Origin of the sequence: Microbacterium sp. 2FI (assembly GCF_005502885.1) — a bacterium.
In the GTDB taxonomy this organism is placed as follows: domain Bacteria; phylum Actinomycetota; class Actinomycetes; order Actinomycetales; family Microbacteriaceae; genus Microbacterium.
Window position 1 is genome coordinate 35,292 of the sequence record NZ_SCMR01000016.1, and the last position, 25,018, is coordinate 60,309.

Sequence of the window (25,018 nt, forward strand, 5' to 3'; positions counted from 1 at the left end):
GTGCTTCGGGCCCGCCCCATAGGCTGGAGCCCATGCACGGCGAATACAAGGTGCCCGGCGGAAAGCTCGTCGTCGTCGACCTCGAAGAGCGCGGCGGCCGCATCGCCGATTTCCACCTCGCGGGCGATTTCTTCCTCGAGCCCGACTCGGCGCTCGACGACATCGACGCCGCGGTCAACGGCCTCCCGATCGAGTCCGACGTCACGGCGATCGCAGCCGCCGTGCGGGCGGCGCTCCCCGAGGGGGCGCAGCTGCTCGGCTTCACGCCCGAAGCGGTCGGCACCGCCGTGCGGCGGGCCCTGGTCACCGCCCCCGGCTGGCGCGACTTCGACTGGGAGATCGTCCACGAGAAGCCGGTGTCGCCGCGCATGAACCTCGCGCTCGACGAGGTGCTGACGACGCGCGTCGGAGACGGCCGCCGACGCCCCACGCTGCGGCTGTGGGAATGGGACGAGTCGGCCGTCGTGATCGGGTCGTTCCAGTCGCTGCGCAACGAGGTCGACCCCGAGGGCGCCGAGCGCCACGGCTTCGACGTCGTCCGGCGCATCTCGGGCGGCGGCGCGATGCTCATGGCTGCGAACTCGATCGTCACGTATTCGCTCTATGTGCCGGCATCCCTCGTCGCAGGCCTCACCTTCGCCGACTCGTACGCCTTCCTCGACGACTGGGTGCTCCAGGCGCTGCGCTCGCTCGGCATCGAGGCGACCTATCAGCCGCTCAACGACATCGCCTCGCCGCAGGGCAAGATCGGCGGTGCCGCGCAGAAGCGCCTCGCCAACGGCGGCGTGCTGCATCACGCGACCCTGAGCTACGACATGGACGGTCAGATGATGACCGAGGTGCTGCGCATCGGGCGCGAGAAGCTCAGCGACAAGGGCACCGTCTCGGCAGCCAAGCGCGTCGACCCGCTGCGCCGGCAGACGGGGCTCTCGCGCGACGCGATCATCGAGCGGTTCATCGAGACCTTCACGCGGCTGTACGGCGCGGTTCCGGGCACCATCACCGCCGAGGAGTATGCCGAGGCGGAGGCCCTCGTCGAAGCCAAGTTCGCCACCGACGCGTGGCTGCGCAGGGTGCCGTGACCGAAGACGTCGCCACGGGCAGCGTCCCGGGCAGCGTCGAGATCCACCACGGCGACAACCTCGCGGTGGTCGCCGGCTTCGCCGACGGGTCGTTCACCCTGATCTATCTCGACCCGCCGTTCAACACGGGCCGGATGCAGGGCAAGGCGGTCGAGACGGCGCGCTCGGCGTTCGGGATTCAGTCCGAGCATTTTGCCGAGGCCGCTGAGCCTGCGGAAACACGCGACCACCCGCTTGAGCGCGACGCATCCGAACTGAATTCTGCACCGGACGCGCCCGCAAACGTCGTCCGGCGTGGGTTCCACGGGCGCGAGTACGAGCGGCTGCGGGGCGATCTGCGCGCGTACGACGACCGGTTCGACGACTACTGGGGGTTCCTCGAGCCGCGGCTCGAAGAGGCGTGGCGGCTGCTCGCCGACGACGGCACGCTGTACGTGCACCTCGACTACCGCGAGGCGCACTACGCGAAGGTGCTGCTCGACGCGCTGTTCGGGCGCCGGTGCTTCCTCAACGAGCTGATCTGGGCGTACGACTACGGCGCCAAGACGCGGCGGCGGTGGCCGACCAAGCACGACACGATCCTGGTCTACGTGAAGGATCCCGACCGGTACTGGTTCGACTCCGACGCGGTCGACCGCGAGCCGTACATGGCCCCCGGACTCGTCACGCCCGAGAAGGCCGCGCGCGGCAAGCTCCCCACCGACGTCTGGTGGCACACGATCGTTCCGACGACCGGGCGCGAGAAGACCGGCTACCCGACCCAGAAGCCCGAGGGGATCCTGCGTCGGATCGTGCAGGCCTCGAGCCGGCCGGGCGACCGCGTGCTCGACTTCTTCGCCGGCAGCGGCACGACCGGTGCCGTGGCCTCGGCGCTCGGGCGCGACGCGGTGCTCGTCGACGCAAACCCCGAGGCGATCGCGGTGATGCGCGAGCGGATGCCGCACGCCGTCGTCGTCTGACCCCCCCCCGTACCGATTACGGCCGAGACACGCCGTGCGCGGTCTATCACGAGGCGGCGTGTCCCGTCCGTAAACGGTGTCGCTTCTAGGCTGGGTGCATGCGCTTCGGAACCTTCATCCCCCAGGGCTGGCGATTCGACCTCGTCGGCATCGACCCGGCCGACCAGTGGCGGGTGATGGCCACCCTCGCCCAACAGGCCGATGAAGGTCCGTGGGAGTCGCTGTGGGTGTACGACCACTTCCACACGACCCCGGTGCCCAGCGACGAGGCCACCCACGAGGCGTGGACGCTGATGGCGGCGTTCGCGGCATCCACGAGTCGCATCCGCCTCGGTCAGATGTGCACGTGCATGGGTTACCGGAACCCGGCCTACCTCGCGAAGGTCGCGGCGACGGTCGACGCGATTTCGGGCGGGCGCACGGAGATGGGCATCGGCGGCGGCTGGTACGAGCACGAGTGGAACGCCTACGGCTACGGGTTCCCCGCCATTCCCGACCGCCTCGGGATGCTGCGCGAGGGCGTCGAGATCATGCGCCAGGCCTGGACCACCGGCACCGCAACGCTCGCCGGCAAGCACCACCAGGTCGACGGCGCGATCGTGCGGCCGTTGCCGCTGCAGGAGGGCGGCATCCCGATGTGGATCGCCGGCGGCGGCGAGAAGGTGACGCTGAAGATCGCGGCCGAGTACGCCGCGTACACGAACTTCACCGGCACCCTCGACGAGATCGACCACAAGAGCGACGTGCTGCGCGGGCACTGCGAGCGCTTCGGCCGCGACTTCGGCTCGATCACGCGCTCGTCCAACTTCAACACGATCGTGGGCGAGACCGAGGCTGAGGCCGTCGACCGCCTCGCGGCGGTCAAGGCGCGGATGCTGCCCCACATCGGTCAGCAGCGCGCCGACGCGATGGAGGCCGAGTACCTCGCATCGCCCGCGTTCGGCTCTGTCGAGCAGGTGGTCGAGCGGCTCGCCGAGCGCGAGCGCCACGGCATCGCGTACGCGATCCACTACTTCCCCGAGGCGGCCTACGACCGCTCGGGCGTGCAGCTGTTCGAGCGCGAGGTGATCGCCGCACTGGGCTGATCGCCACCGTCACACGGCGGCGAACACCCGCTCAGACCAGCGCCAGCACGCTCCGGTAGGCGTCGGCCGACACCTCGGGCAGGGCCGCATCGCCTCCGAACACGCGTGCCGTGCCCGGCGCACCCGACCACGACGCCCATCCGGGGTCGCCGTCGCGCACGAACGCGACGGCCGAGCCGTGCACCGCTGCCGCGAGCGCGGGCGGCGGGGCGTCGCCGGTGATCGTCGTGACGCCGTCGGCGTCGAGGCAGTCGAACCAGAACGGCACGTCGAGGCAGTGCGCGGCCCACCCCATCTTCGGCGAGCTCCACGAGAAGCGGTACGCCCAGGTCTCGGGATCCCCGCCACGCGCAGCCCGGATGTCGGCGATGCGCACGACCGCGCTCCGGAACATCCTGTCGGTCATGAACCGGCCGAGCATGGCCGCCGTTCCCTTCGCGCGCTGTTCGCCGTTGGCTTCGAGGTAGGCCTTCCGCGTCTCGCGGTCCATTCCCATCGGGCGGAGCGCGAGCGAGATCGGAACGAAGCGGAGCTTCCCCTTCGCGCCGTCGGTGATCATCGTGAACTCGTCGTCGGTCGCGCCGAGCACGAGGTGCTTGTCGGCGCCGACGCCGGCGCGGAGCGAGTCGAGCGTGGGTCGCGCGATGAGGTCGCCGTCGATCGTCGGTCCCCAGGGGAGGCCCTCTTCGAGGAAGGAGCGGATGCCGGCCAAGGGGTTGCCGCCCGCTGATGCCGCCTTCTCCTGCAGTTCGCGGAGGCGATCCTCCGGCACCGAGGCGAATCCGTCGCGGGTCGCCTCGACGCCGGCGAGGTGGGCGATCCGGGCGCTGAACGTGCGTGCACGCTCGGGCGAGATGTCGGCGAGAGCGCCCGAGAGCGACCACACCGCGCGGAACAGGTGCTGCGCGGCCGGCATCCCGAGGAGCGTGAGCACGGCCCCGCCGCCCGCGGACTGGCCGGCGATCGTGACCCGATCGGGATCCCCGCCGAACGCGGCGATGTTCTCGCGCACCCACTCGAGGGCGGCGAGCCAGTCGCGGACGCCCCGGTTGGAGGGCGCGCCGGGGATGTGCCCGAAGCCGTCGAAGCCGAGGCGATACGAGACCGAGACCGTCACGACGCCGTCGCGGTTGAAGGATCGGCCGTCGTACCAGGGGCTCGCCGGGGATCCCGAGGTGTAGCCGCCGCCGTGGATGTACACGAGCACCGGGAGCGCGGCATCGACCGCCCCCGGCGCCGGCGTGAACACGTTGACGTTGAGCGTCGATTCGCCCGCCACCGACGGCTCGGGGATGAGGGTGATCCCGGTGTCGCCGCGCTGCGGGGTCGCGCCGTACTCCACTGCCTCGTGGATTCCGGCCCAGGGTTCCGGCGCCACGGGCGCGGCGAACCGGAGGGCGCCGACAGGCGGCTGCGCGAACGGGATGCCGAGGAACGCCGCCGATGCGTCGGGGGTTCCGGGCGTGCCGCGCCACACCCCCCGCACGCGTCCGGGGGCGATCGTGACGACGGGGGCCTCGACGGCGACGGCGGTGTTCATTCGGGTGTCCTGTCGGAGCGGGGCTGCGTGAGCAGGTCGAAGAGATCGGCGACGATGCCGGCCATGTCGACGTCTGGCTCGAGCATCCATTGCAGCTGCAGGCCGTCGGCGACGGCCTGGAAGATCCGGGCGAGGGTCTCGGGATCGGCGCGGTCGCTGATCTCGCCCGATGCGCTGTGGGCGGCGAGGGCAGAGGCGAACATTCCGCGCAGGTTCGCGCCGCGCTCGAGGAAGAACTCATGGGCCGGATGCTGGGGATCGGCGGCGTCGACCGCCATCTGCGAGTACAGCTGCACGAGCCCGGGCACATCGCTGTTGTGGCGGATGACGCCGACGTAGCCTTCCCGCAGCTCAGCCACCGACGGCGTCTCGATGATCGTCGGCGCGAAGTGCGCGAGATCGACCTCGTCGCGCTTGCGCATGATCGCGGTGAAGAGCTCTTCCTTGCTGTCGAAGTAGTGGAGGAGTCCTGCTTGGCTCAGGCCCACCGCGTCGGCGAGCTCCTTCACGGAGGCTCCCCGGTACCCCTCGCGTGCGATCACCTCCAGCGCGCGCTCGAGGATCTCTTCGCGTTTCGCAACGCCCTTCGCGTAGGAACCTCTGCGTCCCGTGCGGCTCTCTGCCATAGGGACAGTAAACCGAACAACGCTTGCAATTCCAAAACCGAGTGTCGTATGGTTTTGCTCAGGCGCTCGCCGCAGAGCGTCATCCCCACCCGATGAAGGATCCGGAGCACATGACAACGCCGTCAGAACCACTCGCTCCTGCCGCAGAGCAGGCAGACCTCGAATTCATCCACGAGGCCGCAGGAAACGACGATCCCCCCGCCCCGATCAAGGGCGTCCGGCGCCTGCTGTGGTCGATCATCCCCGCCAACATCGGCATCTTCCTCATCTGGGGCGCGGTGCCGGGCATCCTCCTCCCCGCCCAGATCACCGAGCTCGACCCCGCCAACAAGGTCGTGAACCTGCTGATCGTGATGACGATCGGGTCGTTCGCCTCGATCCTCGCCCAGCCGATCGCCGGTCAGATCTCCGACCGCACCCGCTCGCGCTTCGGCCGCCGCGCCCCCTGGATCGTCCTCGGCGCGCTCGCCGGCGGCCTGGCGCTCACCGGTCTCGCTTTCGCGGACTCGCTCGTCGGCATCACGATCGCCTGGACCCTCGTCCAGATCTCGTACAACTTCGCGCAGGGTCCGCTCAGCGCCGTCATGCCCGACCGGGTGCCGGTGTCGCGCCGCGGGCTCTTCGCCGCGGTCTCGGGCATCGGTCTCATGGTCGGAGCCCTCGGCGGCTCGATCGTCGGGTCGATGTTCTTCCACTCCATCGCCGTCGGCTACGTGATCTTCGCCGTATTCTCGCTCGTCATCCTGTCGCTGTTCGTGGTCCTCAACCCCGACTACTCCAGCACCGAACTCGAGCCCGAGCCCTTCCGGCTGGCCGACTTCCTGCGCACGTTCTGGGTCAACCCGGTCAAGCACCCCGACTTCTTCTGGGCCTTCACCGGGCGCCTCCTGCTCTACACCGGGTACTTCGCGGTCACCGGCTATCAACTCTTCATCCTCACCGACTATCTCGGCGTCGAAGAGCCCGAGAAGGTGATCCCGGTGCTCGGACTCCTGAGCCTCGTCGGCATCCTGATCTCGACGATCATCTCCGGCCCCCTCTCCGACAAGGTCGGACGCCGCAAGCCGTTCGTCTTCGGCTCGTCGGTGTTCGTGGGGCTCGCGATGATCATCCCGATGGTCTCGCCCACTATCGAGGCGTGGATGCTGATGACCTTCATCTCCGGCTTCGGATTCGGCATGTTCCAGGCCGTCGACACCGCGCTCATGAGCCAGGTCCTGCCGTCGGCGAAGTCGTTCGCGAAGGACCTCGGCGTCGTCAACATCGCGGCGACCCTGCCGCAGACGCTGGCGCCGGCGGTCGCGGGAGCGATCGTCCTCACCTTCGGCTACGTCGGTCTCTTCCCGGTCGGCATCGTGCTCAGCATCCTCGGCGCGTTCGCCGTGTGGCCGATCAAGGCGAGCCGATGATGGCGTCGGAGGTCACGACGAGCATCGGGACGGATGCCGGCACCGCAGCGCCGGAGGCCCGCCGCCCGCGGGTGCTCCTCGTGTGGGCTCTGGTGCTGCTCGCCGCCTTCGCGCTCATGGGCGTGCTGGTCGCGCTCCACGTCGACGGACCGTTCACGCAGCCGGTCGACGACTGGTGGCGCCGGGTCGTCGGAGCCGCCCCCGACGGCGGCAGCCACACCTGGTTCCTGCCGATGTTCTTCCAGTACCTCGGCGAGGCGCCCGGCGCGCTGTTCATGGTGATCCTGCTGCCCCTCGGCCTTGTCGCTGTGGGGCGCTGGCGCTCGGCCGTGTTCGTCTTCGCGGCGTGCATGGTGTCGCTGGGGCTCTACTCGCAGGGCATGAAGAACCTGGTCGACCGGCCCCGCCCGGCCGTCGACGAGGCCCTCGAGCTGTTCGGTCCGCTGTTCCGGGTCGACCACGGCTCGTTCCCCTCGGGGCATGCCGTGGCCGCGGGCGCCGTCGTCTTCATCATCGCCGCGCTCATTCCGGCCCGTCGTGCCGCGCTGCGGACGACGTGGTGGATCATCGGCGCGTTCATCATGGTCGGCATGATGTGGCAGCGCACGCTCATCAACGCCCACTGGCTTTCGGACGCCTTCTTCGGCGTCGCCGCGGGAGCAGCCGGTGTGCTGCTGATGTGGTGGGCCTTCTGGCCCTGGCTGCAGCGCGACCACGACCGCCCCGTGTGGTTCCTCCACCGCCGCGCCCGCCCCTGACCCTCGACCTCGACCCCTGATTCCACGAAAGGATCACCCATGACCGACACCCTCATCGACGTACGCACCGCCGTGACCGTCGCCGACCTGACCCTCGAAGAGAAGGCCTCGCTCACCAGCGGCGGCAGCTTCTGGAAGACCAAGGCCATCGAGCGCGCCGGCATCCCCGCCGTGATGGTGACCGACGGCCCGCACGGCCTCCGCAAGCAGCGCGAGGGCGGCGATCACCTCGGCCTCGGCGACAGCGTGCCGGCGACGTGCTTCCCGCCCGCGGCCGGCATCGGCTCGTCGTGGGATGCCGACCTCATCGAGCGTGTCGGCGAGGCGCTCGGCACCGAGACCGCGATCGAGGACGTCGCGGTGCTCCTCGGCCCCGGCATCAACATCAAGCGGTCGCCGCTGTGCGGCCGCAACTTCGAGTACCTCTCGGAAGACCCGATCGTCTCGGGCGTTCTCGGTGCGGCGATCGTGCGCGGCATCCAGTCGAAGGGCGTGGGCACCTCGCTCAAGCACTTCGCGGCGAACAACCAGGAGCACGACCGCATGCGAGCCTCGAGCGAGGTCGACGAGCGGCCGCTGCGCGAGATCTACCTGCGCGGCTTCCAGCGCGTGGTCGAAGACGCCCAGCCCTGGACCGTGATGTGCTCGTACAACCGCATCAACGGCGTGTACGCCTCGGAAGACCCGTGGCTGCTCACGCAGGTGCTGCGCGACGAGTGGGGCTTCGAGGGTCTCGTCGTCTCGGACTGGGGCGCGGTCAACGAGCGCGTGACGGGCCTTGCCGCCGGCATGGACCTCGAGATGCCGACGTCGAACGGCACCACCGATGCGCAGATCGTCGCCGCGGTGCAGGACGGCTCGCTCGATGAGAGTGTCGTCGATGTAGCCGCCGGGCGCGTGCTCGACCTCGTGCGGAAGGCCGAGGCCGGTGCTGGTTCGATCACGGGCCCGCTCGACGTGGACGCCCACCACGCGCTCGCGCGTGAGGCCGCCGGCCGCTCGATCGTGCTGCTGCGCAACGAGGGCGGCATCCTTCCCCTTGCGGCGTCGTCGTCGGTCGCCGTCATCGGCGCGTTCGCGCAGAGCCCGCGCTTCCAGGGTGCCGGCTCGTCGATGATCAACCCGACCCGTCTCGACAACGCTCTCGATGAGATCGTCGCCGTCGCCGGTTCCGACAAGGTCGGGTACGCCCAGGGCTTCACGATCAGCGCGAAGGACACGGCGGATGCCGCCGACCTCCGCGCCGCGGCCGTCGAGCTCGCGGCAGCGCAGGATGTCGCCGTCGTCTTCCTCGGGCTGCCCGCCGCAGCCGAGTCGGAGGGCTACGACCGCGAGCACATCGACCTGCCCGCCGTGCAGCTCGAGCTCCTCGACGCAGTTCTCGCCGTCAACCCGAACACCGTCGTCGTCCTCTCCAACGGCAGCGTCGTGGCGCTGCCCTTCGCCGACCGCGTGCCGGCGATCCTCGAGGGCTGGCTGCTCGGCCAGGCCGGCGGCGCCGCGACCGCCGACGTGCTCTACGGAGCCGTCAACCCCTCGGCCAAGCTCACCGAGACCATCCCGCTGCGCCTGCAGGACACCGCCGCGTTCCTCGACTTCGGCGGCTCCGAGGGTCGCGTCCGCTACGGCGAGGGCCTGTTCGTCGGCTACCGCTGGTTCGACGCGCGTGAGCTCGAGGTCGCGTACCCGTTCGGGCACGGGCTCAGCTACACGAGCTTCGCGTACGGCGAGGCGGCGGCATCCGTCACCCCCGCAGGCGACATCGAGGTGCGCGTCACCGTGACCAACACCGGCGACCGTGACGGCCGCGAGGTCGTGCAGGTCTACACGTCGCTGCCGGGTTCTGCCGTGCAGCGCGCGGTGCGCGAGCTGAAGACCTTCGCGAGCGTCGCGCTCGCCGCGGGCGAGAGCCGCGAGGTCGTGCTGACGGTGCGCCGCGAAGACCTGGCGTACTGGAACGTGCGCGCCCAGGAATGGGTGGTCGAGGGCGGCGACTACACGATCGCGGTCGCAGCCTCGAGCCGCGACCTGCGCTCGACGGTGATCGTGGCGGTCGAAGGCGACGCGGTCGCGACGCCGCTCAGCCGCGAGTCGTCGCTCGCCGAGGTGTTCGCGCACCCGGTCGCCGGCCCCATCGTGCAGGGCGCGATGGCGCAGATGATGAGCACGATGGACGGTGCCGCGTCGATCATGCCCGAGGGCGTCGACATGATGGCGATGATGGGTTCGTTCCCGATCGGCCGCATCGGCATGATCGCAGGGCCCGACTTCTCGGCCGAGCAGATCGATCAGCTCATCGCGATGGCGAACGCCTGATCGCCTGATCGGCTACGGACGAGACACGCCGCGGGGGGAACCTCCCGCCGCGGCGTGTTCCGTCCGTAAACGGCCCCAGGGCCGGGGTGGGCGGGCTGGGTGGAGGGGCTGGGTCAGCGCAGGAACGCCAGCAGCGCCTCGTTGACCTCGGCGCCGTGGGTCCACAGCAGGCCGTGGGGCGCGCCCTCGATCTCGACGTAGGTCGCGTCGGGGAGGAGCTCCCGGAACCTCCGCGCCGTGACGTCGATCGGCAGGATGTTGTCGGCCGTGCCGTGCAGGATCAGGGCCGGAACGTCGATCGCCGGGATGTCGCCACGGAAGTCGGTCGGCCAGGTCAGCGGTGCCGCCGCGATGGCGGTGTTGCCGGCCTGGTTCGCGACCTGCACACTCGCGTCGACCGCGGCCTGCGAGATGCGCGAGCCGAGCGTGTCGTCGAGGTTGTAGAAGTCCTGGAAGAACCCGGTGACGAACGCGTACCGGTCGTCGCGCACCGCCGCGGCGATGCCGTCGAAGAAGTCCTGCGGACCCGCGCCTCCGGGGTTGTCGTCGGTCTTGAGCAGGAACGGCTCGAGAGAACCGAGGAACGCCGCCTTCGCAACGCGCCCGCTGCCGTAGCGCGACAGGTAGCGGGCGATCTCGCCGGTGCCCATCGAGAAGCCGACGAGCACGGCGTCGCGCAGATCGAGCTCTTCGACGAGCGCGTGGAGGTCGGCCGCGAAGGTGTCGTAGTCGTACCCCGATCCGGCCTTGCTCGAGGCGCCGAAGCCGCGGCGGTCGTACGCGATGACGCGGTAGCCGGCATCCAGCAGCGCCGCCTGCTGCTTGCCCCACGACTCGCCGTTCAGCGGAAAGCCGTGGATCAGCACGACGGGCTGCCCCGAACCCTGGTCGGTGTAGAAGAGGTCGATGTCGGCCGAGTTCTCGGTGCCGACGGTGATGTACGCCACGGTCGCTCCTTCTGGGCGGGATCGTCCACGCCCACCTCCGACGGTAGGCCGCAGCATCCTTCGCCGCCAGTGCTCCCCGCCCCCGACTCTCACCGTTTACGGACGAGACACGCCGTGTCCGCGATCGGGCGCCGCGGCGTGTCCCGTCCGTAAACGGTCGGAGGAGAGAAGGGGTCAGGCGTCTCGGTGGGCTCCGGCGGACGGGGTCACGGTGAAGATCGTGGGGGCGGAGAACCCGGATGCCGCGAAGGCGGCGTTCACGGCATCCGTCACCTTCTCGACATCGGCGCGGCGGACGAGCGCGATCGCCGCGCCGCCGAAGCCGCCGCCGGTCATGCGCGCCCCGACTGCTCCTGCCGCCAGTGCCGCCTCGACGGCGGTGTCGAGCTCGGGCACCGAGATCTCGAAGTCGTCGCGCATCGAGGCATGCGATGCGACCAGCAGGTCGCCGATCGCGGTCGGCCCCTGCTCGCGGACGGTGCGCACCGTGTCGAGCACGCGCTGGTTCTCGGTGACGACGTGGCGGACCCGACGGAAGGTGACGTCGTCCATCAGCTCGGCGGCGCGCGCGAGGTCGTCGATCGACACATCGCGCAGCGCCGGCACGCCCATGATCGCGGCGCCGCGCTCGCATGCCGAACGGCGTTCGCCGTACCCGCCGGTCGCGTGCGAGTGCTTCACGCCGGTGTCGATGACCACGAGTTCGAGGCCCGCCGCGGCGAACCCGAGGTCGATGACGTTCGCCTCGAGCGAGCGGCAGTCGAGGAAGGTCGCGGCATCCGTGCGGCCGAGCATCGACGCCATCTGGTCCATGATCCCGGTCGGGGCGCCGACGGCCTCGTTCTCGGCGCGGCGACCGACCTGGGCGAGCGTCACCGGGTCGAGGTCGAGGTTCCAGACCTCGTCGAGCGCGGTCGCCGTGGCACCCTCGATCGCCGCCGACGACGAGAGCCCCGCGCCGACCGGTACGTCGGCGGCGAACGCGAGATCGACGCCGGTGACGGATGCCGTATCCCGCCCCGCTGCGTGCAACAGCGCCCACGCGACCCCCAGCGGATACCGCGCCCACTCGACGATCTCGTCGCGGCGGGAGGGGAAGAGGTCGTCGAGCTCGTCGAGGGGGACCTCGACGGCACCCGCATCGAACGTCGAGACGACGCGGATGCTTCGTCGCTCCGCGACCTGCAGGCCGAGCGCGACGTGCGTGCGGTGCTGGATCGCGAACGGCAGCACGAAGCCGTCGTTGTAGTCGGTGTGCTCGCCGATGAGGTTCACGCGGCCGGGGGCCGACCAGGTGCCCTCCGGCTCGGCGCCGAAGTGGCCTCCGAAGAGACGGGATGCGGCATCCGCCGTCGGGTGAAGGGGGGTGCTCACAGGGTGACCTCCGGGATGGATTCGACGGCGGCGCGCAGGCGCGCGGCGGCGTCTTCGGGGGGGACGTCGCCGATCCACGCGCCCATCGCGGCCTCGGACCCGGCGAGGAACTTGAGCTTGTCGGCGGCGCGGCGCGGGGAGGTGAGCTGCAGGTGCAGTCGTACGGTGTCGCGACCGCGGTTCACCGGCGCCTGATGCCAGGCCGCGATGTAGGGCGTGGGGCTGTCGTACAGCGCGTCGACGCCGCGGAGGAGCCGGAGGTAGAGCGGTGCGAGCTCGTCGCGCTCGGCATCCGTCGTCTCGGCGAAGTCGGCGACGTGGCGGTGGGGAAGGAGGTGCACTTCGAGCGGCCACCGTGCGGCGAACGGCACGAAGGCAGTCCAGTGCTCGCCCGTGAGGATGACGCGCTCGGACGCGCGCTCGGCGTCGAGGATGCGCGCGAAGAGGTCGTCGCCCTCGCGGTCGATCGAGGCGAGAAGGCTGCGCGTGCGCGGTGTGATGTAGGGGTAGGCGTAGATCTGGCCGTGGGGGTGGGCGAGTGTCACGCCGATCGCCTCGCCGCGGTTCTCGAACGGGAAGACCTGCTCGACGCCCGGGAGCGCCGAAAGTGCTGCGGTGCGGTCGGCCCACGCCTCGATCACGGTGCGGGCGCGCGTGGGCGTCTGCGTGCCGAACGAGCCTTCGTGCTCGGGGCTGAAGCAGACGACCTCGCAGCGGCCGACGCTCGTGCGGGTGCGGCCGAGGCCGGGGGCGTCGAGGTCGCTGAGGCTCTGCGGGGCGTCGTCGCCCGCGGGAGCGTCGCCGTGCGCCACGGCGAGCGCGGGACCGAACGACGGGGACTTGTTCTCGAAGACGGCGACGTCGTAGCGCGACGGGATCTCGGACGGGTTCGTCGGGGTCTGCGGGGCGAGCGGGTCGAGTTCGGCCGGCGGCAGGAACGCGCGGTTCTGGCGCGCGGCGGCGACCGACACCCAGTCGCCGGTGAGTACGTCGCGGCGCATCGTCGCGGTCGGCGGCCGCGTGCTCGCCTCACGGGCGTCGATGCCACGGTCGGCACCGAGGGAGGTGCCCGGATCGTCGAAGTAGATCAGCTCGCGGCCGTCGGCGAGGCGGGTCGAGCGCTTGACGACGCCCGCGCCGAGGGTGACAGCGGGCGCCATTGCCGTTCGGAATTCAGGTTGGCTCACGGCAACACGGTAGCAATCAGTCATGTTATCGTCAACACGGCCGAGGTTTCCTGAATCATGAACATCTGGCGAGCGGGCGATCGAGAGGGGTGCGCGTGGACGATTCTGCGGGAGTGAGCAGGCCGCGGCGCCGCGTGTCGATGGCGGATGTCGCAGCCCTCGCCGGCGTCTCGGGCCAGACGGTCTCGCGCGTCCTCAACGAGAGCCCGCGGGTGGACCCCGTCACCCGCGCGCGGGTCGAAGCCGCCATGACCGAGCTCGGCTACCGGCCGCATCGCGCGGCGCGGGCGCTGCGCACCGGACGCACCCAGACCATCGGACTGCTCGTCTCGACGCTGGCGACCGTCGGCAACTCGCGCATGCTGCAGGCGGTGGCGGGGGCCGCGGCATCCCGCGGCTACGCGCTCACGGTCGTGACGCTCGGCGACGAGGGAGGCGGTGCCGGTGTCGGCGCGGCGTTCGAGCGGCTCTCTGAGCAGGGTGTCGACGGCGTCGTCGTGCTCAACGAAGCGACTGCCGCCGTGCGCGATGCGCCGGTGCCCGGCGGGCTCCGGCTCATCGTCGTGGACTCGCCGCCCGAGATGAGCGCACGGGGCGGCTTCGGCGTCGTGCAGTCCGATCACGCGGCGGGCGCCCGCGAAGCCACCGAGCATCTGCTCGCCCTCGGGCACGCGGTCGTGCACCACCTCGCCGGCCCCGCGGAGTCGTTCGCTTCGGCGGAGCGCGAGCGCGGCTGGCGCGAGGCGCTTGCAACCGCCGGCATCGCGGCGCCCGAGCCCGTGCGGGGCGACTGGACGGCGGCATCCGCCCGCGTCGTGGTCGCGCCGTTCGTCGCCGACCCCGATGTGACCGCCGTGTTCGCCGCCAACGACCAGAGCGCGCTGGGTGCGATCCGCGCGTTCGCCGACGCAGGGCGCGCTGTGCCCGACGATGTCAGCATGGTCGGGTTCGACGACATCGCGGATGCCGCCGACTACCGCCCGCCGCTGACCACCGTGCGGCAGGATTTCGATCGTCTCGGCGAGCTCGCCGTCGCGGCGCTGGTGGCGGCGATCGAGGGCGGCCCTGCCGAGTTCCAGGTCGTGCCGACCGCGCTCGTGCTGCGCGAGAGCACGGCGCGATCACGGCGCGATCACGCCGCGATAGCATGAACGGATAGCGCCTTCCCATTTCCCTGCTCGACGCTGACGCGAGGAGAATGTCCCCATGGTGCACACCGTCGTGATCGCCCCCGATTCCTTCAAGGGCACGATCGGCGCGGCCGCCGCGGCCTCGGCCCTCGCCGAGGGATGGCGGCGCGTGCGACGGGGCGACGCCGTGACGCTGCGGCCGATGGCCGACGGCGGCGAGGGCACGCTCGATGCGTTCGCGACCGCGGTGCCCGGCGCGCGGCGCATGCCGGTCACCGTCACGGGGCCGGAGGGCACGCCGGTCGAGGCGTCCTGGCTGCTGCTGCCCCCGACGGCCGCCGCCCCCGACGGCATCGGCGTCGTCGAGCTCGCCAGCACGAGCGGCATCGAGCTGCTCGGCACCCCACCGCGACTGCGTGCACTCGACGCGCATACTCGAGGATTCGGCGAGGCGATCGCGGCGACCCTCGCTCACGGCGTCTCGCAGCTCGTGCTCGGCATCGGCTCGAGTGCGTCCACCGACGGCGGGGTCGGCATGCTGACGGCGCTCGGCGGACGATTCGCGGATGCCGATGGCCGGCCGATCGCGGACGGCGGGCGGGGCCTGGCAGATGTCGCCGCGGCGGATCTGTCGGCAATGCCCGCGCTGCCGCGCGGCGGCGTGACCGTGCTCAGCGATGTGACCAACCCGCTGCTCGGTGCGCGCGGCGCCGCCGCGGTGTTCGGCCCGCAGAAGGGTGCGAGTCCGGACGACGTCGCGATGCTGGATGCCGGCCTCGCTCGGCTCACGGGGCTGGTGCCTGCTGATCCGACGACGCCGGGTACGGGGGCGGCAGGCGGTGTCGGGTTCGCCCTGCTCGCGTGGGGCGCAGACCTCGTCCCCGGATCAGGCGCGGTCGCCGAGCTCGTGGGCCTGGCGGAGGCGGTGGCGTCGGCATCCGTCGTCCTCACCGGCGAAGGGTCGTTCGACGGGCAGTCGGCGGCGGGCAAGGTGCCCGCACACGTGGGCGCGGTCGCTGCTGCTGCCGGGGTGCCGGTCGGACTCGTCGCGGGGCGCATCGCCGCCGACGCCGACGTTTCGGGGTTCGCCGCGACGGCGTCGCTCACCGCGCTCGCGGGGTCGGGCGAGGCCGCGATGACGGACTCCGCGCGGTGGCTCGTCGAGGCCGGGGCCGTGCTCGCTCAGCGACTGGGTCCCTGAGCGAGGCCGCGCGGCGCCCGCGCCGTCTCGCTTCGCTCGCTCAGCGACCGGGCTGGGGAACCCGCAGCACGCCGTTGCGGCGGTGCGGCAGGCCTGCCAGGGCGTCGTCGCGCAACTGCGGCGGCAGCAACTCGACCGGGGCGTCCTGGAACACGATCGGCCGCAGGAACCTCCGGATAGCGGAAGCCCCCACCGACGTGTGCAGCGACGTCGTCGCCGGCCACGGCCCGCCGTGGTGCTGCGACCACGTGACCGCGACACCGGTCGGCCAGCCCGCGAAGAGCACGCGACCGGCCTTGCGCTCGAGCACCGCGAGTGCCGCCGCCACGTCGTCGCCGGGCTCGGAGTGCAGCGTCGCCGTCAGCGACCCGGGCACCGCCTCGAGGGCGGCGAGCAGCTCGTCGCGCGATGAGTACCGCACGAGCAGCGTCACCGGTCCGAAGCACTCCTCCAGCAGCGTTTCGGGCCGTGCGGCGACGGCCGCGGCATCCGTCGAGAGCACGATCGGCTGGGCAGCGTCCGTGCCGCCCGCAGCCCCGCGCGCCACGACCGCGACCGACGGGTCGGCCTCGAGGTGCGCGATGCCCGCGGGGAACGCGTCGGTGATCCGGTCGGTGAGCAGCGGGCCGCCGGTCGCCCCCGCGGCGAAGCCGGCGACGAGCTCTTCGAAGCCCCCACCCGCCGGCACGAAGACCACGCCGGGCTTGGTGCAGAACTGTCCGACGCCGAGCGTGAACGAACCCACCAGCCCCTGCGCGAGTGCCTCGCCGCGGGCTGCGAGCGCAGCATCCGTCACCACGACCGGGTTCACCGAACCGAGCTCGCCGTAGAACGGGATGGGGTCGGGGCGGCCTGACGCGAGATCGAACAGCGCGCGACCGCCGCCCAGCGAGCCGGTGAAGCCGGCGGCTTGGATGACCGGATGCCGCACCAGCAGGTTCCCCGCCTCGCGTCCCTCGACGAGGGCGAGCGAGCCGGCAGGTGCTCCGGCGGCTTCGAGGGCCGCGGCGACGACGTCGGCCGTGCGCCGCGACAGCCGCGGGTGGCCCGAGTGGGCCTTGACGATCACGGGGTTGCCGGCCGCGAGCGCCGAGGCGGTGTCGCCGCCGGCGACCGAGAATGCGAACGGGAAGTTCGAGGCCGAGAACACCGCGACCGGCCCGACCCCCGTGAGCGTGCGTCGCAGCTCGGGCCGCGGCGGAGTCGCCGACGGGTCGGCGTCGTCGATCGTGAGCTCGAGGTACGAGCCCTCTTCGACCGCCGCGGCGAACAGGCGCAGCTGCCCGGTCGTGCGGCCGACCTCGCCGCGCAGTCGGACCTCGCCGAGGCGGGTCTCTTCGTCGGCGATCCCGACGAGCTCGTCGATGTGGGCCTCGAGCCCGTCGGCTGCCGCGCGCAGCCAGCTCGCACGCTGGGACGCCGAAGACGCGCGCCACACGGGTGCTGCCGCTGCCGCCGCTACAGCGAGCCCATCGAGTTCAGCGGTGGTGGTGTTCATGGGCGGTCCTTCGGGGTTCGGGGTCGAGGCGACGCGGAGTGTCGCTGGGGGCGTCTTCAGAGTGCAGTATGCGTCGTTTCGGCGACTATCGGAGAGAGGGCGAAGCGGATGCCGAGGCCGAGGTGCGGTACCTCGGTCAGTCGACCGTCGGAGATGACGACCGGCGACGGGGCGTCGAGTGCGCCGAGGCTGCCGAAGCCGGCATCCTCCACGTCCTCGGCCATGGGCTCGGCGACGCCGGGCGCCGATCGCAGGCACAGGGCGAGCTGGCCCGAGAGCTCGGGCAGCAGGTGCGGGTGCACCGCAGCGCCGTACTCGGCGGCGATCGCGGCGATCCCGAGGAACGGGGTGATGCCGCCGACGCGCACGACGTTGGGCTGCACGATCTGCGCGGCGCCGGTGCGGAGGAAGTCGTCGAAGCGGTAGACGTTGTGGAGGTTCTCGCCGACGGCGATCGGGATGCCGCTCGAGGCGGCGAGCCGGCGCGCGAGTTCGCCGTGCCCGAACAGGTCGTCGGCGCGCAGCGGCTCTTCGATCCAGGCGGGGGACACCGCCGCGAGCACCTCGAGCGAGCGTGTCGCACGGTCGAGGTCCCACCGCTGGTTGGCGTCGATCATGAGCGCCCGATCGGGCCCGAGCACCGCGCGAACGGCCTGCAGACGCTCGAGGTCTTCCGCGACGTCGGGCATTCCGACCTTGACCTTGACGGCGTCGAAGCCGCTGTCGACCCACCGCTGCACCTGGTCGACGAGCTCGTCCGGCGTGTAGTGCAGGTTCACACCACTGCCGTATGCCTTCACGCTCTCGCGTTGTGCACCGAGGAAGCCGCTCAGCGACGTACCGGCCGCGCGGGCCTCGGCATCCCACAGCGCCAGGTCGAGACCCGCCAGCGCGATCGTCGTGATGCCCCCGCCGCCCCCCTCGTGAAGGTGCTGCCAGAGCGACCGCCACTGCTCGCCGGGTGCCGCCGGCCCGCGCACGGCGGCCGCCGCGATGTCGTTGACCAGCAGCGCGTGCACCGCCTCGGCGCCGATCTGCGGGGTCCACGAGAAGCCCCAGCCTTCGGCGCCGTCCGAGCGCACCACGTGCGTGGCGATCACGCCGACCGAGGTGACCTCTGCCGCCCACGGGCGCGTGAGCGGCACGCGCAGCAGGCGCGCGTCGAGCGAGGCGATCGTGGTCACAGCAGCGCGCGCCCCGCGGCGAGGATCTCGGCGAGGCGCTCCTCCTGCGCCGGCGTCGGGTCGACCAGCGGCGCGCGCACCGAGCCGACAGGCAGCCCGCCGAGGCGGAGCCCTGCCTTGATGAGCGAGACGCCGAACCCGGGCGTCTCGTCGCGCAGGCGCACCAGCGGCGAGTAGAAGCCGTCGAGCAGGGCCGCGCGGCGCACCTCGTCGCCGTCGACGTACGCGCGGTAGTACGCGTTCGCGACTTCGGGGATCATCGCGAAGGCTGCGGACGAATACAGGGGGATGCCGATGCCCCGGTACGCGCCCTGGGTGAGCTCGGCGGTGAGCAGCCCGTTGAAGAACGCGAAGTCGTCGCGGCCCTCCTCGGCCACCGCCCGCACGATCTGCTGGGCGAGACCGACGTCGCCGACGCCGTCCTTGAAGCCCACGACCTTCGGATTGCGCGCGAGGCGGCGCACCGAATCGACGGAGTACTGCGCGGTGCCGCGGTGGTAGATCACGACGGGGAGATCGGATGCCGCGGCCACCGCCTCGACGTAGGCGACGAGCCCTGCCTGAGGACCACCGACGAGGTACGGCGGCAGCACGAGCAGGGCGTCGGCTCCGGCATCCGCAGCCGCGCGCGCGAGCGCGGTCGCCTGGCCGAGCGATCCGCCGGTGCCGGCCACGACGGGCACGCGCCCGCCGACGGCCTCGGTCGCGAGCGAGACGACGTGCACGATCTCGTCTGCTGAGAGCGCATGGAATTCGCCCGTGCCGCACGCCGGGAAGACGCCGCCCGGCGCATGGGCGAGTGTGGTCGAGACATGCCGGCGCAGCAGGTCGTCGTCGATGCGGCCGTCGGCGTCGAACGGCGTCACCGGGAAGAAGAGGATGCCGTCGAAGTTCATGCCAGCACGTCCTTTCGGGTCGGAGCGGTGAGAGCGGGATGGTCGCGCCACGAGTGCGCGGGCCGCCAGCCGAGCATGCGGCGGGCCTTGGCGTTGGAGAACGCGGGGGAGGTGCCGGTGAGCACCGCGGCGAGGTCGCCCGACCCGGGCACGAACTGCGGCATGAGGTCGGCGAGGGGCTCGCGGGCGAGCGCGTCATCGGCGCCGACGAAGAAGACCTCGGCGTTGGGGATGCCGGGGAGGGCCGCCAGCAGCACGTCGACGAAGGTCGCGACATCGCGGGCGTCGACGTAGTTGAACAGGGCCGGGGCCGACAGCGCCGGATCGTCGAGGCGTTCGCGCACCGTGTGTCCCTGCTGCGTCGGGGCGCCCGCCCACTCCTCGGGGGCGATGACGTAGCAGGGGCGGAAGGCTGCGAACCGCGTCGCGTCGCCGGTCTGGCGCGCGAGCATCGCGATGGTCTGCTCGGCGAGGTGCTTCGACAGCCCGTAGGCGTTCCACGGCTTCGGCACGGTGTCCTCGTCGAGGGGGAAGCGGTCGGGCAGCCACCCGGCGGGTGCGCCGTAGCCGAGCACCGTCGGGCTCGACGCCGTCACGATCTTGGGGATGCCGGCCGCAACCCCCGCCGACAGCACGTTGAGCGCGAGTGCGGCGTTCGTCCGCAGGATCACGTCTTCGGGGGCGCTGAACGGCACCGCGATCGCCGCGAGGTGGATGAGCGCATCGGCGCGGGCGCCCGCGACGGCGTGGGCGGTGGCATCCGCATCGGTCAGGTCCACCGCGAGCTGCTCGGTACCCGCGAGCTCGGGCGCGTCAGAGATCGACCGGTCGAGTGAGATGAGCTCGTGACCCGCGCCGGCGAGCCCCGCGACGAGGCTCCGGCCGAGGCGGCCGGCACCTCCCGTGACGGCGATGCGGGTCATGCGAGTGCTGCGGCCGGGTCGGCTTCGAGGAAGCGGATGCCGAGGTCGGCGACCAGCACGGGGAGCCCGGTCGCGAGGGAGCGGTTGCCGGCGATGCCGACGGCGATGGACTGCACGCCGTCGCGCCAGTCGGCGGGCCGTGCGAGGGGGTCTTCTCCCGGGCCTTCGAAGACGTCGGCGAGGAGGATCGCGTCGCCGCCGCCGTGTCCGCCGGCGCGGTTCTCGATCGGGACCTCGAAGGCTGCCTCCCAGTGGCGCTGAACGAGGAGTCGTTCGCCTTCGGGGCGCAGCGACCCCGATGAGCCGGCGTCGACGGCGCTGGGGTCGAGCACGGGGTGCAGGCCTTCGTCCTCAAGGACCGCGCCGCGTTCGACGACCTCGAGTTCGGCGCGGCCGAGGGTGCCGTTCACAGCGACCCGGTACCCCTCCCACGGGGCGTGTGCGTTGAGCGAGTATGACAGCGTCGCGCCGGAGGCGTAGTCGACGACCAGGGCGAGGTTGTCCTCGATCGTGATGCCGCCCGAGAAGACATCGCGGTCGCGGAGGTACCCGTCGTGCTGCTCGGCGTCGAGGTAGAGGGCCTTCAGACGCTCGTCGTGACGCAGATCGAGCTCGAAGGCATCGGCCCCGTCGTGGGTGCCGCGGGCAGGGCGACCTTGGATGCCGCGGGCGGCGGCGTTGTCGGCCCCGTAGAACCGGAGCCCGCCCGACGCGTAGACGCGGCGGGGCGTGGAGCGGATCCACCAGTTCACGAGGTCGAAGTGGTGGCTGGCCTTGTGGACCAAGAGGCCTCCGGAGTGCTCCTTCTCGCGGTGCCAGCGACGGAAGTAGTCCGCGCCGTGCTTGGTGTCCAGCACCCACTGGAAGTCGATCGAGGTGACCTGCCCGATCGCGCCGTCCTGGATGACCTGGCGCAGCGCCGAGTTCCGCGGCGAGTAGCGGTAGTTGAACGTGATCACGACCTCGCGCCCGGTGCGGTCGATCGCGTCCTCGATCGCGGCCGCGGAGGGCCCGTCGATCGTGAGCGGCTTCTCGACCACGACATCGGCACCGGCATCCAGGGAACGCACGATGAGCTCCGCATGCAGATCGTCGCGGGCGCACACGATCACCCGGTCGATCCGCTCGATTCGGATCATCTCCTCCAGGTCGTCGGGGGCATAGACGACGGGGGCTGCGGCACCGGATGCCGTGACGAGGTCGACCGCGTACTGCGCGCGGACGGGGTTGGGCTCGCAGATCGCGGCGAGCACCGCGACATCGGCGTAGGTGTCGGTGATCGCATGGATGTACATGTGCGAACGGACACCCGTCCCGACGACGGCGTACCGGCGGTGGCTCATCTCACTCCTTCAGGAAACGTTTTCTCACGATAGCACGATTGGTGTGGGAAAGCGCTCGCCGGGATGGTGTTCAGTGAGCAGGGCCGCTCGACCCGCGCACCGCGAGTTCGGGGCGGAGGGCGACCGGGGGTGCAGGCTCGTCGCCCTCGAGCAGCCCTCGCATCGCGGTCCACGCGCGAGCGCCGAGCTCGGCCGCCGGCACCGCCGCCGTCGTCAGCGGAGGGGTCGTGTAGCGGGCGAACGGGATGTCGTCGAACCCCATGATCGACAGATCGTCGGGCACGCGGCATCCCTTCGCCTGCACCGTGCTCAGCAGCCCCATCGCGACCAGGTCGTTGAAGGCGAGGGCGGCTGTCGCCCCCGACTCGAGGACGGCGTCGGCCGCGGCCGCACCGCTGTCGAAGTCGACTCCGCCGGGGAGCTCTGCGACGTCGGCTTCGGGATGCTGTGCCCGGAACGCCGCGATCGCCTCGAGCCGCGCGGCATTCGCGACGCTGCGGGCGATGCCCGACAGATACACGAAGCGCCGATGGCCGTGGTCGTAGAGGTGTGCGAGCTCGGCCGCGAGTGCGGCGCGGTAGTCGGCTCGGACGGAGGGGATGCCGGGCCCCGCGCTCCGGTTCACCAGCACCACCGGACCGAGCCCTGAGACGAGCGCATCGAGCTCGTCCTGCGGCATGCGGGGCGCGCACAGGATCACGCCGTCGGCGCGGCGGCGGGTCTCGACGGCGAGGATGCGCTCCTCGTCGACCGACTCGGCCGAGTCGGCGATGAGCACGTGATAGCCGTCGGCCGCCGCGGCGCGGCTGAGGCCGCGGAGGATCGCCTGGAAGGTCGGGTTGCCGAGATCGGGGACGACGACGGCGATCGTCTGAGTGCGCCCGAGCACGAGGCTGCGCGCCAGCGGGCTCGCGGTGTACTGCAGGTCGGCGGCGGCTGTGCGGACGCGCTCCGCGAGGGCGGGGTCGACCGTCGTGTTGCCGTTCAGCGCGCGCGAGACCGTCGACAGCGAAACGCCGGCACGCGCGGCGACGTCGGCGATCGTGACGCCCTTGGGGGGTCGAGGCATGCGGCTTCCTTCACGTCGGCTGCGGTCAGCCTAGCGCGCGAGGAAACGCTTCCTCGAGGTCAGCCGCGCGGCGGAGTGCTGCCGCGCACGACCACGTCGAGGGCGAGCGGGGGCTCGGACGCATCCCACTCCGGCTCGAGCGCGGCGTGCAGAGCGCGGTACCCCAGGTCTTCGAGCGGCACCCGCACGGTGGTGAGTCCGGGGCGGATGTCGCGGCCGGTCGCGATGTCGTCGAAGCCCGCGACGGCGAGGTCGCTGCCCACCGAGCGTCCGGCGTCGCGGATCGCCGACATGACGCCGATCGCGACGACGTCGCTGATGCCGAAGATCAGCGTGCCCGGCGAGACGCCGTCGGCGAGGATCTGCTGCGCGATGTCGTAGCCCGCATCGCGCGTGAAGCCGCCGCGGCGGACGTCCTGCACCGTTCCGCCTCCGGCGGCGAACCCGGCGGTGAACCCGGCGATGCGGTCGTCGGAGGTGCGGATGCCCTCATCGGCGCCGACGATCACAGCGTCGCGGTAGCCGAGGGCGGCGACCTGCTCGCCGAGGGCCTCGGAGCCGCCGCGGTTGTCGACGGTGACGGATCGGATGCCGGCCCCCACGGGGCCGAGAGCGACGACGCGCCCGCCCATCGCCTGGAACGACTCGATCTCGGACTGGAGGCCTGCGGCATCCGGTCCGTCCACACGCGATGCCGCGAGGATGAGTCCTCGCGGACGCTGGCCGCGGAGGGCTCGAACGAGCTTCACCTCGCGCTGTGGATCGCGCTCGGTGATCGCGATCGTGACGACGAGGCCGGCTTCGTCGGCGCCGCGGGCGACGCCGGATGCGATCTGGCCGAAGTAGGGGTCGGCTATGTCGGCGACCAGGAGCGCGACGATGGCCGAGGCTCCGCGCGCAGTGGCCTGAGCGGAGAGGTTCGCGGTATAGCCGAGCTTCTCTGCGGCGGCTTCGACGCGCTCTCGGTAGCTCTCCGCGACCTTGCGGGTGGACCCGTTCAAGACGCGGGACGCGGTGGCCAGAGAAACCCCGGCCTCGCGTGCGACATCGTGTAGTGTTGCGGCGCCTCGGGCAGGCGCGTGCATCTCGCTCACAGCGCTGAGTCTAAGCCCTGAGGACGGTTTCCGGTCCTAGGATGGGAAACGTTTTCCCACTCACGTCCAGATCGAGGAGATCTCTATGCCGCTCGACGCCGACGACCACCGTCTCGATACCGCCTACGCTGCCGCTCCGGGCCGCTACTCCGATGTCTCGTACCGCCGGGCGGGGCACAGCGGTGTGCTGTTGCCGAGCATCTCGCTGGGGCTGTGGCAGAACTTCGGGCGCAATCGCCCGGCCGACCGGCAGCGCGAGATCGTGCTGCACGCGTTCGACCGGGGAATCACCCAGTTCGACCTCGCCAACAACTACGGCCCCCCATACGGCGCGGCCGAGAAGACCTTCGGCGGGATCCTCGCGCGCGACCTCGCGCCCTACCGCGACGAGCTGTTCATCGCGACCAAGGCCGGGTACGACATGTGGCCCGGTCCGTACGGCGATGGCGGCTCGCGCAAGTACCTGTTCCGCTCGCTCGAGCAGAGCCTCACGCGCATGGGCACCGACTACGTCGACGTGTTCTACTCGCACCGGCGCGACCCCGAGACTCCGCTCGAGGAGACCGCTCAGGCGCTCGCCGACATCGTGCGCAGCGGCAAGGCGCTGTACGCCGGCATCTCGAACTACTCGGCCGAAGACACGGCGGCGATGGCGGATCTGCTCGCCGGTCAGAGCGTGAAGCTGCTGCTGCACCAGCCGCGGTACTCGCTGTTCGCCCGCCACCCCGAGGGCGCGCTCTTCGACACGCTGCTCGAGCGCGGCATCGGCAGTGCGGTGTTCTCGCCGCTCGCCCAGGGTCTTCTGACGGGCAAGTACCTCTCGGGCGAGGTCCCGGCCGGATCGCGCGCGGCTGACAGTTGGTACCTCGACGGGTCGGCGCTCACCGACGACTACCTCACCCGCATCCGCGGGATCAAGGAGGTGGCCGACAGGGCCGGCCTCTCGATCCCGGCGCTGGCGGTGGCGTGGGTGTTGCGGCATCCCGCCGTCACCTCGGCCATCATCGGCGCGTCGCGCCCCGAGCAGATCGACGAGGCGATCGGCGCGAGCACGGCAGTACTCGACGACGCCGTGCTCGCGGCGCTCGAGGGCCTGGGCGCGGAGTCCGGCGCGGGACTGTTCTGAGGGTGGGAGGGACGGCGGGTTGCCGCGACGCCCTTCTCCCGGCCTGACCCCGCCAGCGCGTCACACCGTTCACAATTCAGTCTGCCCGCGGGTGGGGCGGAGCCGAGGCGTGGAATTCCGCGACGGAGTCCTTCTGCCCGACGAGCCGAGACTGAATCCTGAACACGATCGGTCCGCTCCTGCTCCGCCCACAACTGGCCGCGAGACGACGCAGATCGCACGCCGACGGCGGTCAGACGACATTCTGTGTCGCCTCGGCGCCCGAGACGGA

At 71.4% G+C, this 25,018-nt stretch carries 21 protein-coding genes; 9 read left to right on the forward strand and 12 right to left on the reverse strand.

The annotated features are described in order from the left end of the window. The first annotated feature begins 32 nt into the window (after window positions 1-32). The 3 genes from FFS15_RS13070 to FFS15_RS13080 all read left to right on the forward strand — a co-directional run bounded on the left by FFS15_RS13070 (window position 33) and on the right by FFS15_RS13080 (window position 3,126). Window positions 33-1,082 carry a biotin/lipoate A/B protein ligase family protein gene (locus tag FFS15_RS13070; RefSeq protein WP_137845479.1) on the forward strand — a complete coding sequence of 350 codons (1,050 nt, stop codon included), beginning with the start codon at window positions 33-35 and terminating at the stop codon, window positions 1,080-1,082. Next, window positions 1,079-2,041 (forward strand): site-specific DNA-methyltransferase, encoded by a 963-nt coding sequence (locus FFS15_RS13075; RefSeq protein ID WP_137845480.1) that lies wholly within the window; start codon window positions 1,079-1,081, stop codon window positions 2,039-2,041. The genes FFS15_RS13070 and FFS15_RS13075 overlap by 4 nt, the downstream gene beginning before the upstream one ends. A gap of 98 nt (window positions 2,042-2,139) precedes the next feature. Continuing rightward, a complete protein-coding gene (locus FFS15_RS13080) occupies window positions 2,140-3,126 on the forward strand; it encodes an LLM class F420-dependent oxidoreductase (protein ID WP_137845481.1) in 987 nt (328 codons plus the stop codon). 31 nt (window positions 3,127-3,157) lie between these two features. Here FFS15_RS13080 and FFS15_RS13085 read toward each other — a convergent pair whose 3' ends face one another. Then, complete coding sequence (locus tag FFS15_RS13085; protein WP_137845482.1) at window positions 3,158-4,666, reverse strand: carboxylesterase family protein; 1,509 nt, start codon at window positions 4,664-4,666, stop codon at window positions 3,158-3,160. Continuing rightward, on the reverse strand, window positions 4,663-5,292 hold the full coding sequence (locus tag FFS15_RS13090) for a TetR/AcrR family transcriptional regulator (protein ID WP_137845483.1): 630 nt from the start codon (window positions 5,290-5,292) through the stop codon (window positions 4,663-4,665). The genes FFS15_RS13085 and FFS15_RS13090 overlap by 4 nt, the downstream gene beginning before the upstream one ends. Before the next feature lie 110 nt (window positions 5,293-5,402). Here FFS15_RS13090 and FFS15_RS13095 point away from each other — a divergent pair, with 110 nt between their 5' ends. Genes FFS15_RS13095 through FFS15_RS13105 form a run of 3 tightly spaced genes read left to right on the forward strand, consistent with a single transcriptional unit; the run spans window position 5,403 to window position 9,775 of the window. Continuing rightward, window positions 5,403-6,701 carry an MFS transporter gene (locus FFS15_RS13095; RefSeq protein WP_137845484.1) on the forward strand — a complete coding sequence of 433 codons (1,299 nt, stop codon included), beginning with the start codon at window positions 5,403-5,405 and terminating at the stop codon, window positions 6,699-6,701. Next, complete coding sequence (locus tag FFS15_RS13100) at window positions 6,698-7,459, forward strand: phosphatase PAP2 family protein (RefSeq protein WP_137845485.1); 762 nt, start codon at window positions 6,698-6,700, stop codon at window positions 7,457-7,459. Before FFS15_RS13095 ends, FFS15_RS13100 begins: the two co-directional genes overlap by 4 nt. A gap of 39 nt (window positions 7,460-7,498) precedes the next feature. After that, on the forward strand, window positions 7,499-9,775 hold the full coding sequence (locus FFS15_RS13105) for a glycoside hydrolase family 3 C-terminal domain-containing protein (RefSeq protein WP_137845486.1): 2,277 nt from the start codon (window positions 7,499-7,501) through the stop codon (window positions 9,773-9,775). Between the two features lie 113 nt (window positions 9,776-9,888). Here FFS15_RS13105 and FFS15_RS13110 read toward each other — a convergent pair whose 3' ends face one another. From FFS15_RS13110 to galT, 3 genes are all read right to left on the reverse strand, one after another. Further along, on the reverse strand, window positions 9,889-10,722 hold the full coding sequence (locus FFS15_RS13110) for an alpha/beta hydrolase (RefSeq protein ID WP_137845487.1): 834 nt from the start codon (window positions 10,720-10,722) through the stop codon (window positions 9,889-9,891). Window positions 10,723-10,896: 174 nt separating this feature from the next. After that, window positions 10,897-12,096, reverse strand: a complete 1,200-nt coding sequence (gene galK, locus FFS15_RS13115; RefSeq protein ID WP_137845488.1) for a galactokinase — start codon at window positions 12,094-12,096, stop codon at window positions 10,897-10,899. Then, window positions 12,093-13,256, reverse strand: a complete 1,164-nt coding sequence (galT, locus tag FFS15_RS13120) for a galactose-1-phosphate uridylyltransferase (protein ID WP_137845531.1) — start codon at window positions 13,254-13,256, stop codon at window positions 12,093-12,095. Before galT ends, galK begins: the two co-directional genes overlap by 4 nt. 167 nt (window positions 13,257-13,423) lie before the next feature. Between galT and FFS15_RS13125 the strand changes: the two genes are divergently transcribed. Further along, window positions 13,424-14,434: a LacI family DNA-binding transcriptional regulator gene (locus FFS15_RS13125; RefSeq protein ID WP_137845532.1), complete on the forward strand. Its 1,011-nt coding sequence runs from the start codon at window positions 13,424-13,426 to the stop codon at window positions 14,432-14,434. Between the two features lie 55 nt (window positions 14,435-14,489). Further along, the gene (locus FFS15_RS13130) at window positions 14,490-15,614 is read left to right on the forward strand and encodes a glycerate kinase (protein WP_137845489.1); all 1,125 of its coding nucleotides are present in this window, start codon (window positions 14,490-14,492) and stop codon (window positions 15,612-15,614) included. Window positions 15,615-15,654: 40 nt separating this feature from the next. On the opposite strand, the gene FFS15_RS13135 is transcribed toward FFS15_RS13130, so the two are convergent. The 7 genes from FFS15_RS13135 to FFS15_RS13165 all read right to left on the reverse strand — a co-directional run bounded on the left by FFS15_RS13135 (window position 15,655) and on the right by FFS15_RS13165 (window position 23,612). Next, entirely contained in the window at window positions 15,655-17,112 is a 1,458-nt protein-coding gene (locus tag FFS15_RS13135) for an aldehyde dehydrogenase (NADP(+)) (protein WP_137845490.1), read from the reverse strand. A 56-nt stretch (window positions 17,113-17,168) separates the two neighbouring features. Then, window positions 17,169-18,296: a mandelate racemase/muconate lactonizing enzyme family protein gene (locus FFS15_RS13140; RefSeq protein ID WP_137845491.1), complete on the reverse strand. Its 1,128-nt coding sequence runs from the start codon at window positions 18,294-18,296 to the stop codon at window positions 17,169-17,171. Next, window positions 18,293-19,192 (reverse strand): 5-dehydro-4-deoxyglucarate dehydratase, encoded by a 900-nt coding sequence (locus FFS15_RS13145; protein ID WP_137845492.1) that lies wholly within the window; start codon window positions 19,190-19,192, stop codon window positions 18,293-18,295. The genes FFS15_RS13140 and FFS15_RS13145 overlap by 4 nt, the downstream gene beginning before the upstream one ends. Further along, window positions 19,189-20,115 (reverse strand): NAD(P)-dependent oxidoreductase, encoded by a 927-nt coding sequence (locus tag FFS15_RS13150; RefSeq protein WP_137845493.1) that lies wholly within the window; start codon window positions 20,113-20,115, stop codon window positions 19,189-19,191. The genes FFS15_RS13145 and FFS15_RS13150 overlap by 4 nt, the downstream gene beginning before the upstream one ends. After that, window positions 20,112-21,458, reverse strand: coding sequence for a Gfo/Idh/MocA family oxidoreductase (locus tag FFS15_RS13155; protein ID WP_137845494.1), 1,347 nt, complete (start codon window positions 21,456-21,458; stop codon window positions 20,112-20,114). The genes FFS15_RS13150 and FFS15_RS13155 overlap by 4 nt, the downstream gene beginning before the upstream one ends. Before the next feature lie 70 nt (window positions 21,459-21,528). Then, on the reverse strand, window positions 21,529-22,527 hold the full coding sequence (locus FFS15_RS13160) for a LacI family DNA-binding transcriptional regulator (protein ID WP_137845495.1): 999 nt from the start codon (window positions 22,525-22,527) through the stop codon (window positions 21,529-21,531). Window positions 22,528-22,586: 59 nt separating this feature from the next. Further along, entirely contained in the window at window positions 22,587-23,612 is a 1,026-nt protein-coding gene (locus FFS15_RS13165) for a LacI family DNA-binding transcriptional regulator (protein ID WP_137845533.1), read from the reverse strand. A 94-nt stretch (window positions 23,613-23,706) separates the two neighbouring features. Between FFS15_RS13165 and FFS15_RS13170 the strand changes: the two genes are divergently transcribed. Beyond that, window positions 23,707-24,747: an aldo/keto reductase gene (locus tag FFS15_RS13170; RefSeq protein WP_137845496.1), complete on the forward strand. Its 1,041-nt coding sequence runs from the start codon at window positions 23,707-23,709 to the stop codon at window positions 24,745-24,747. The last annotated feature ends 271 nt before the right edge of the window (window positions 24,748-25,018 follow it).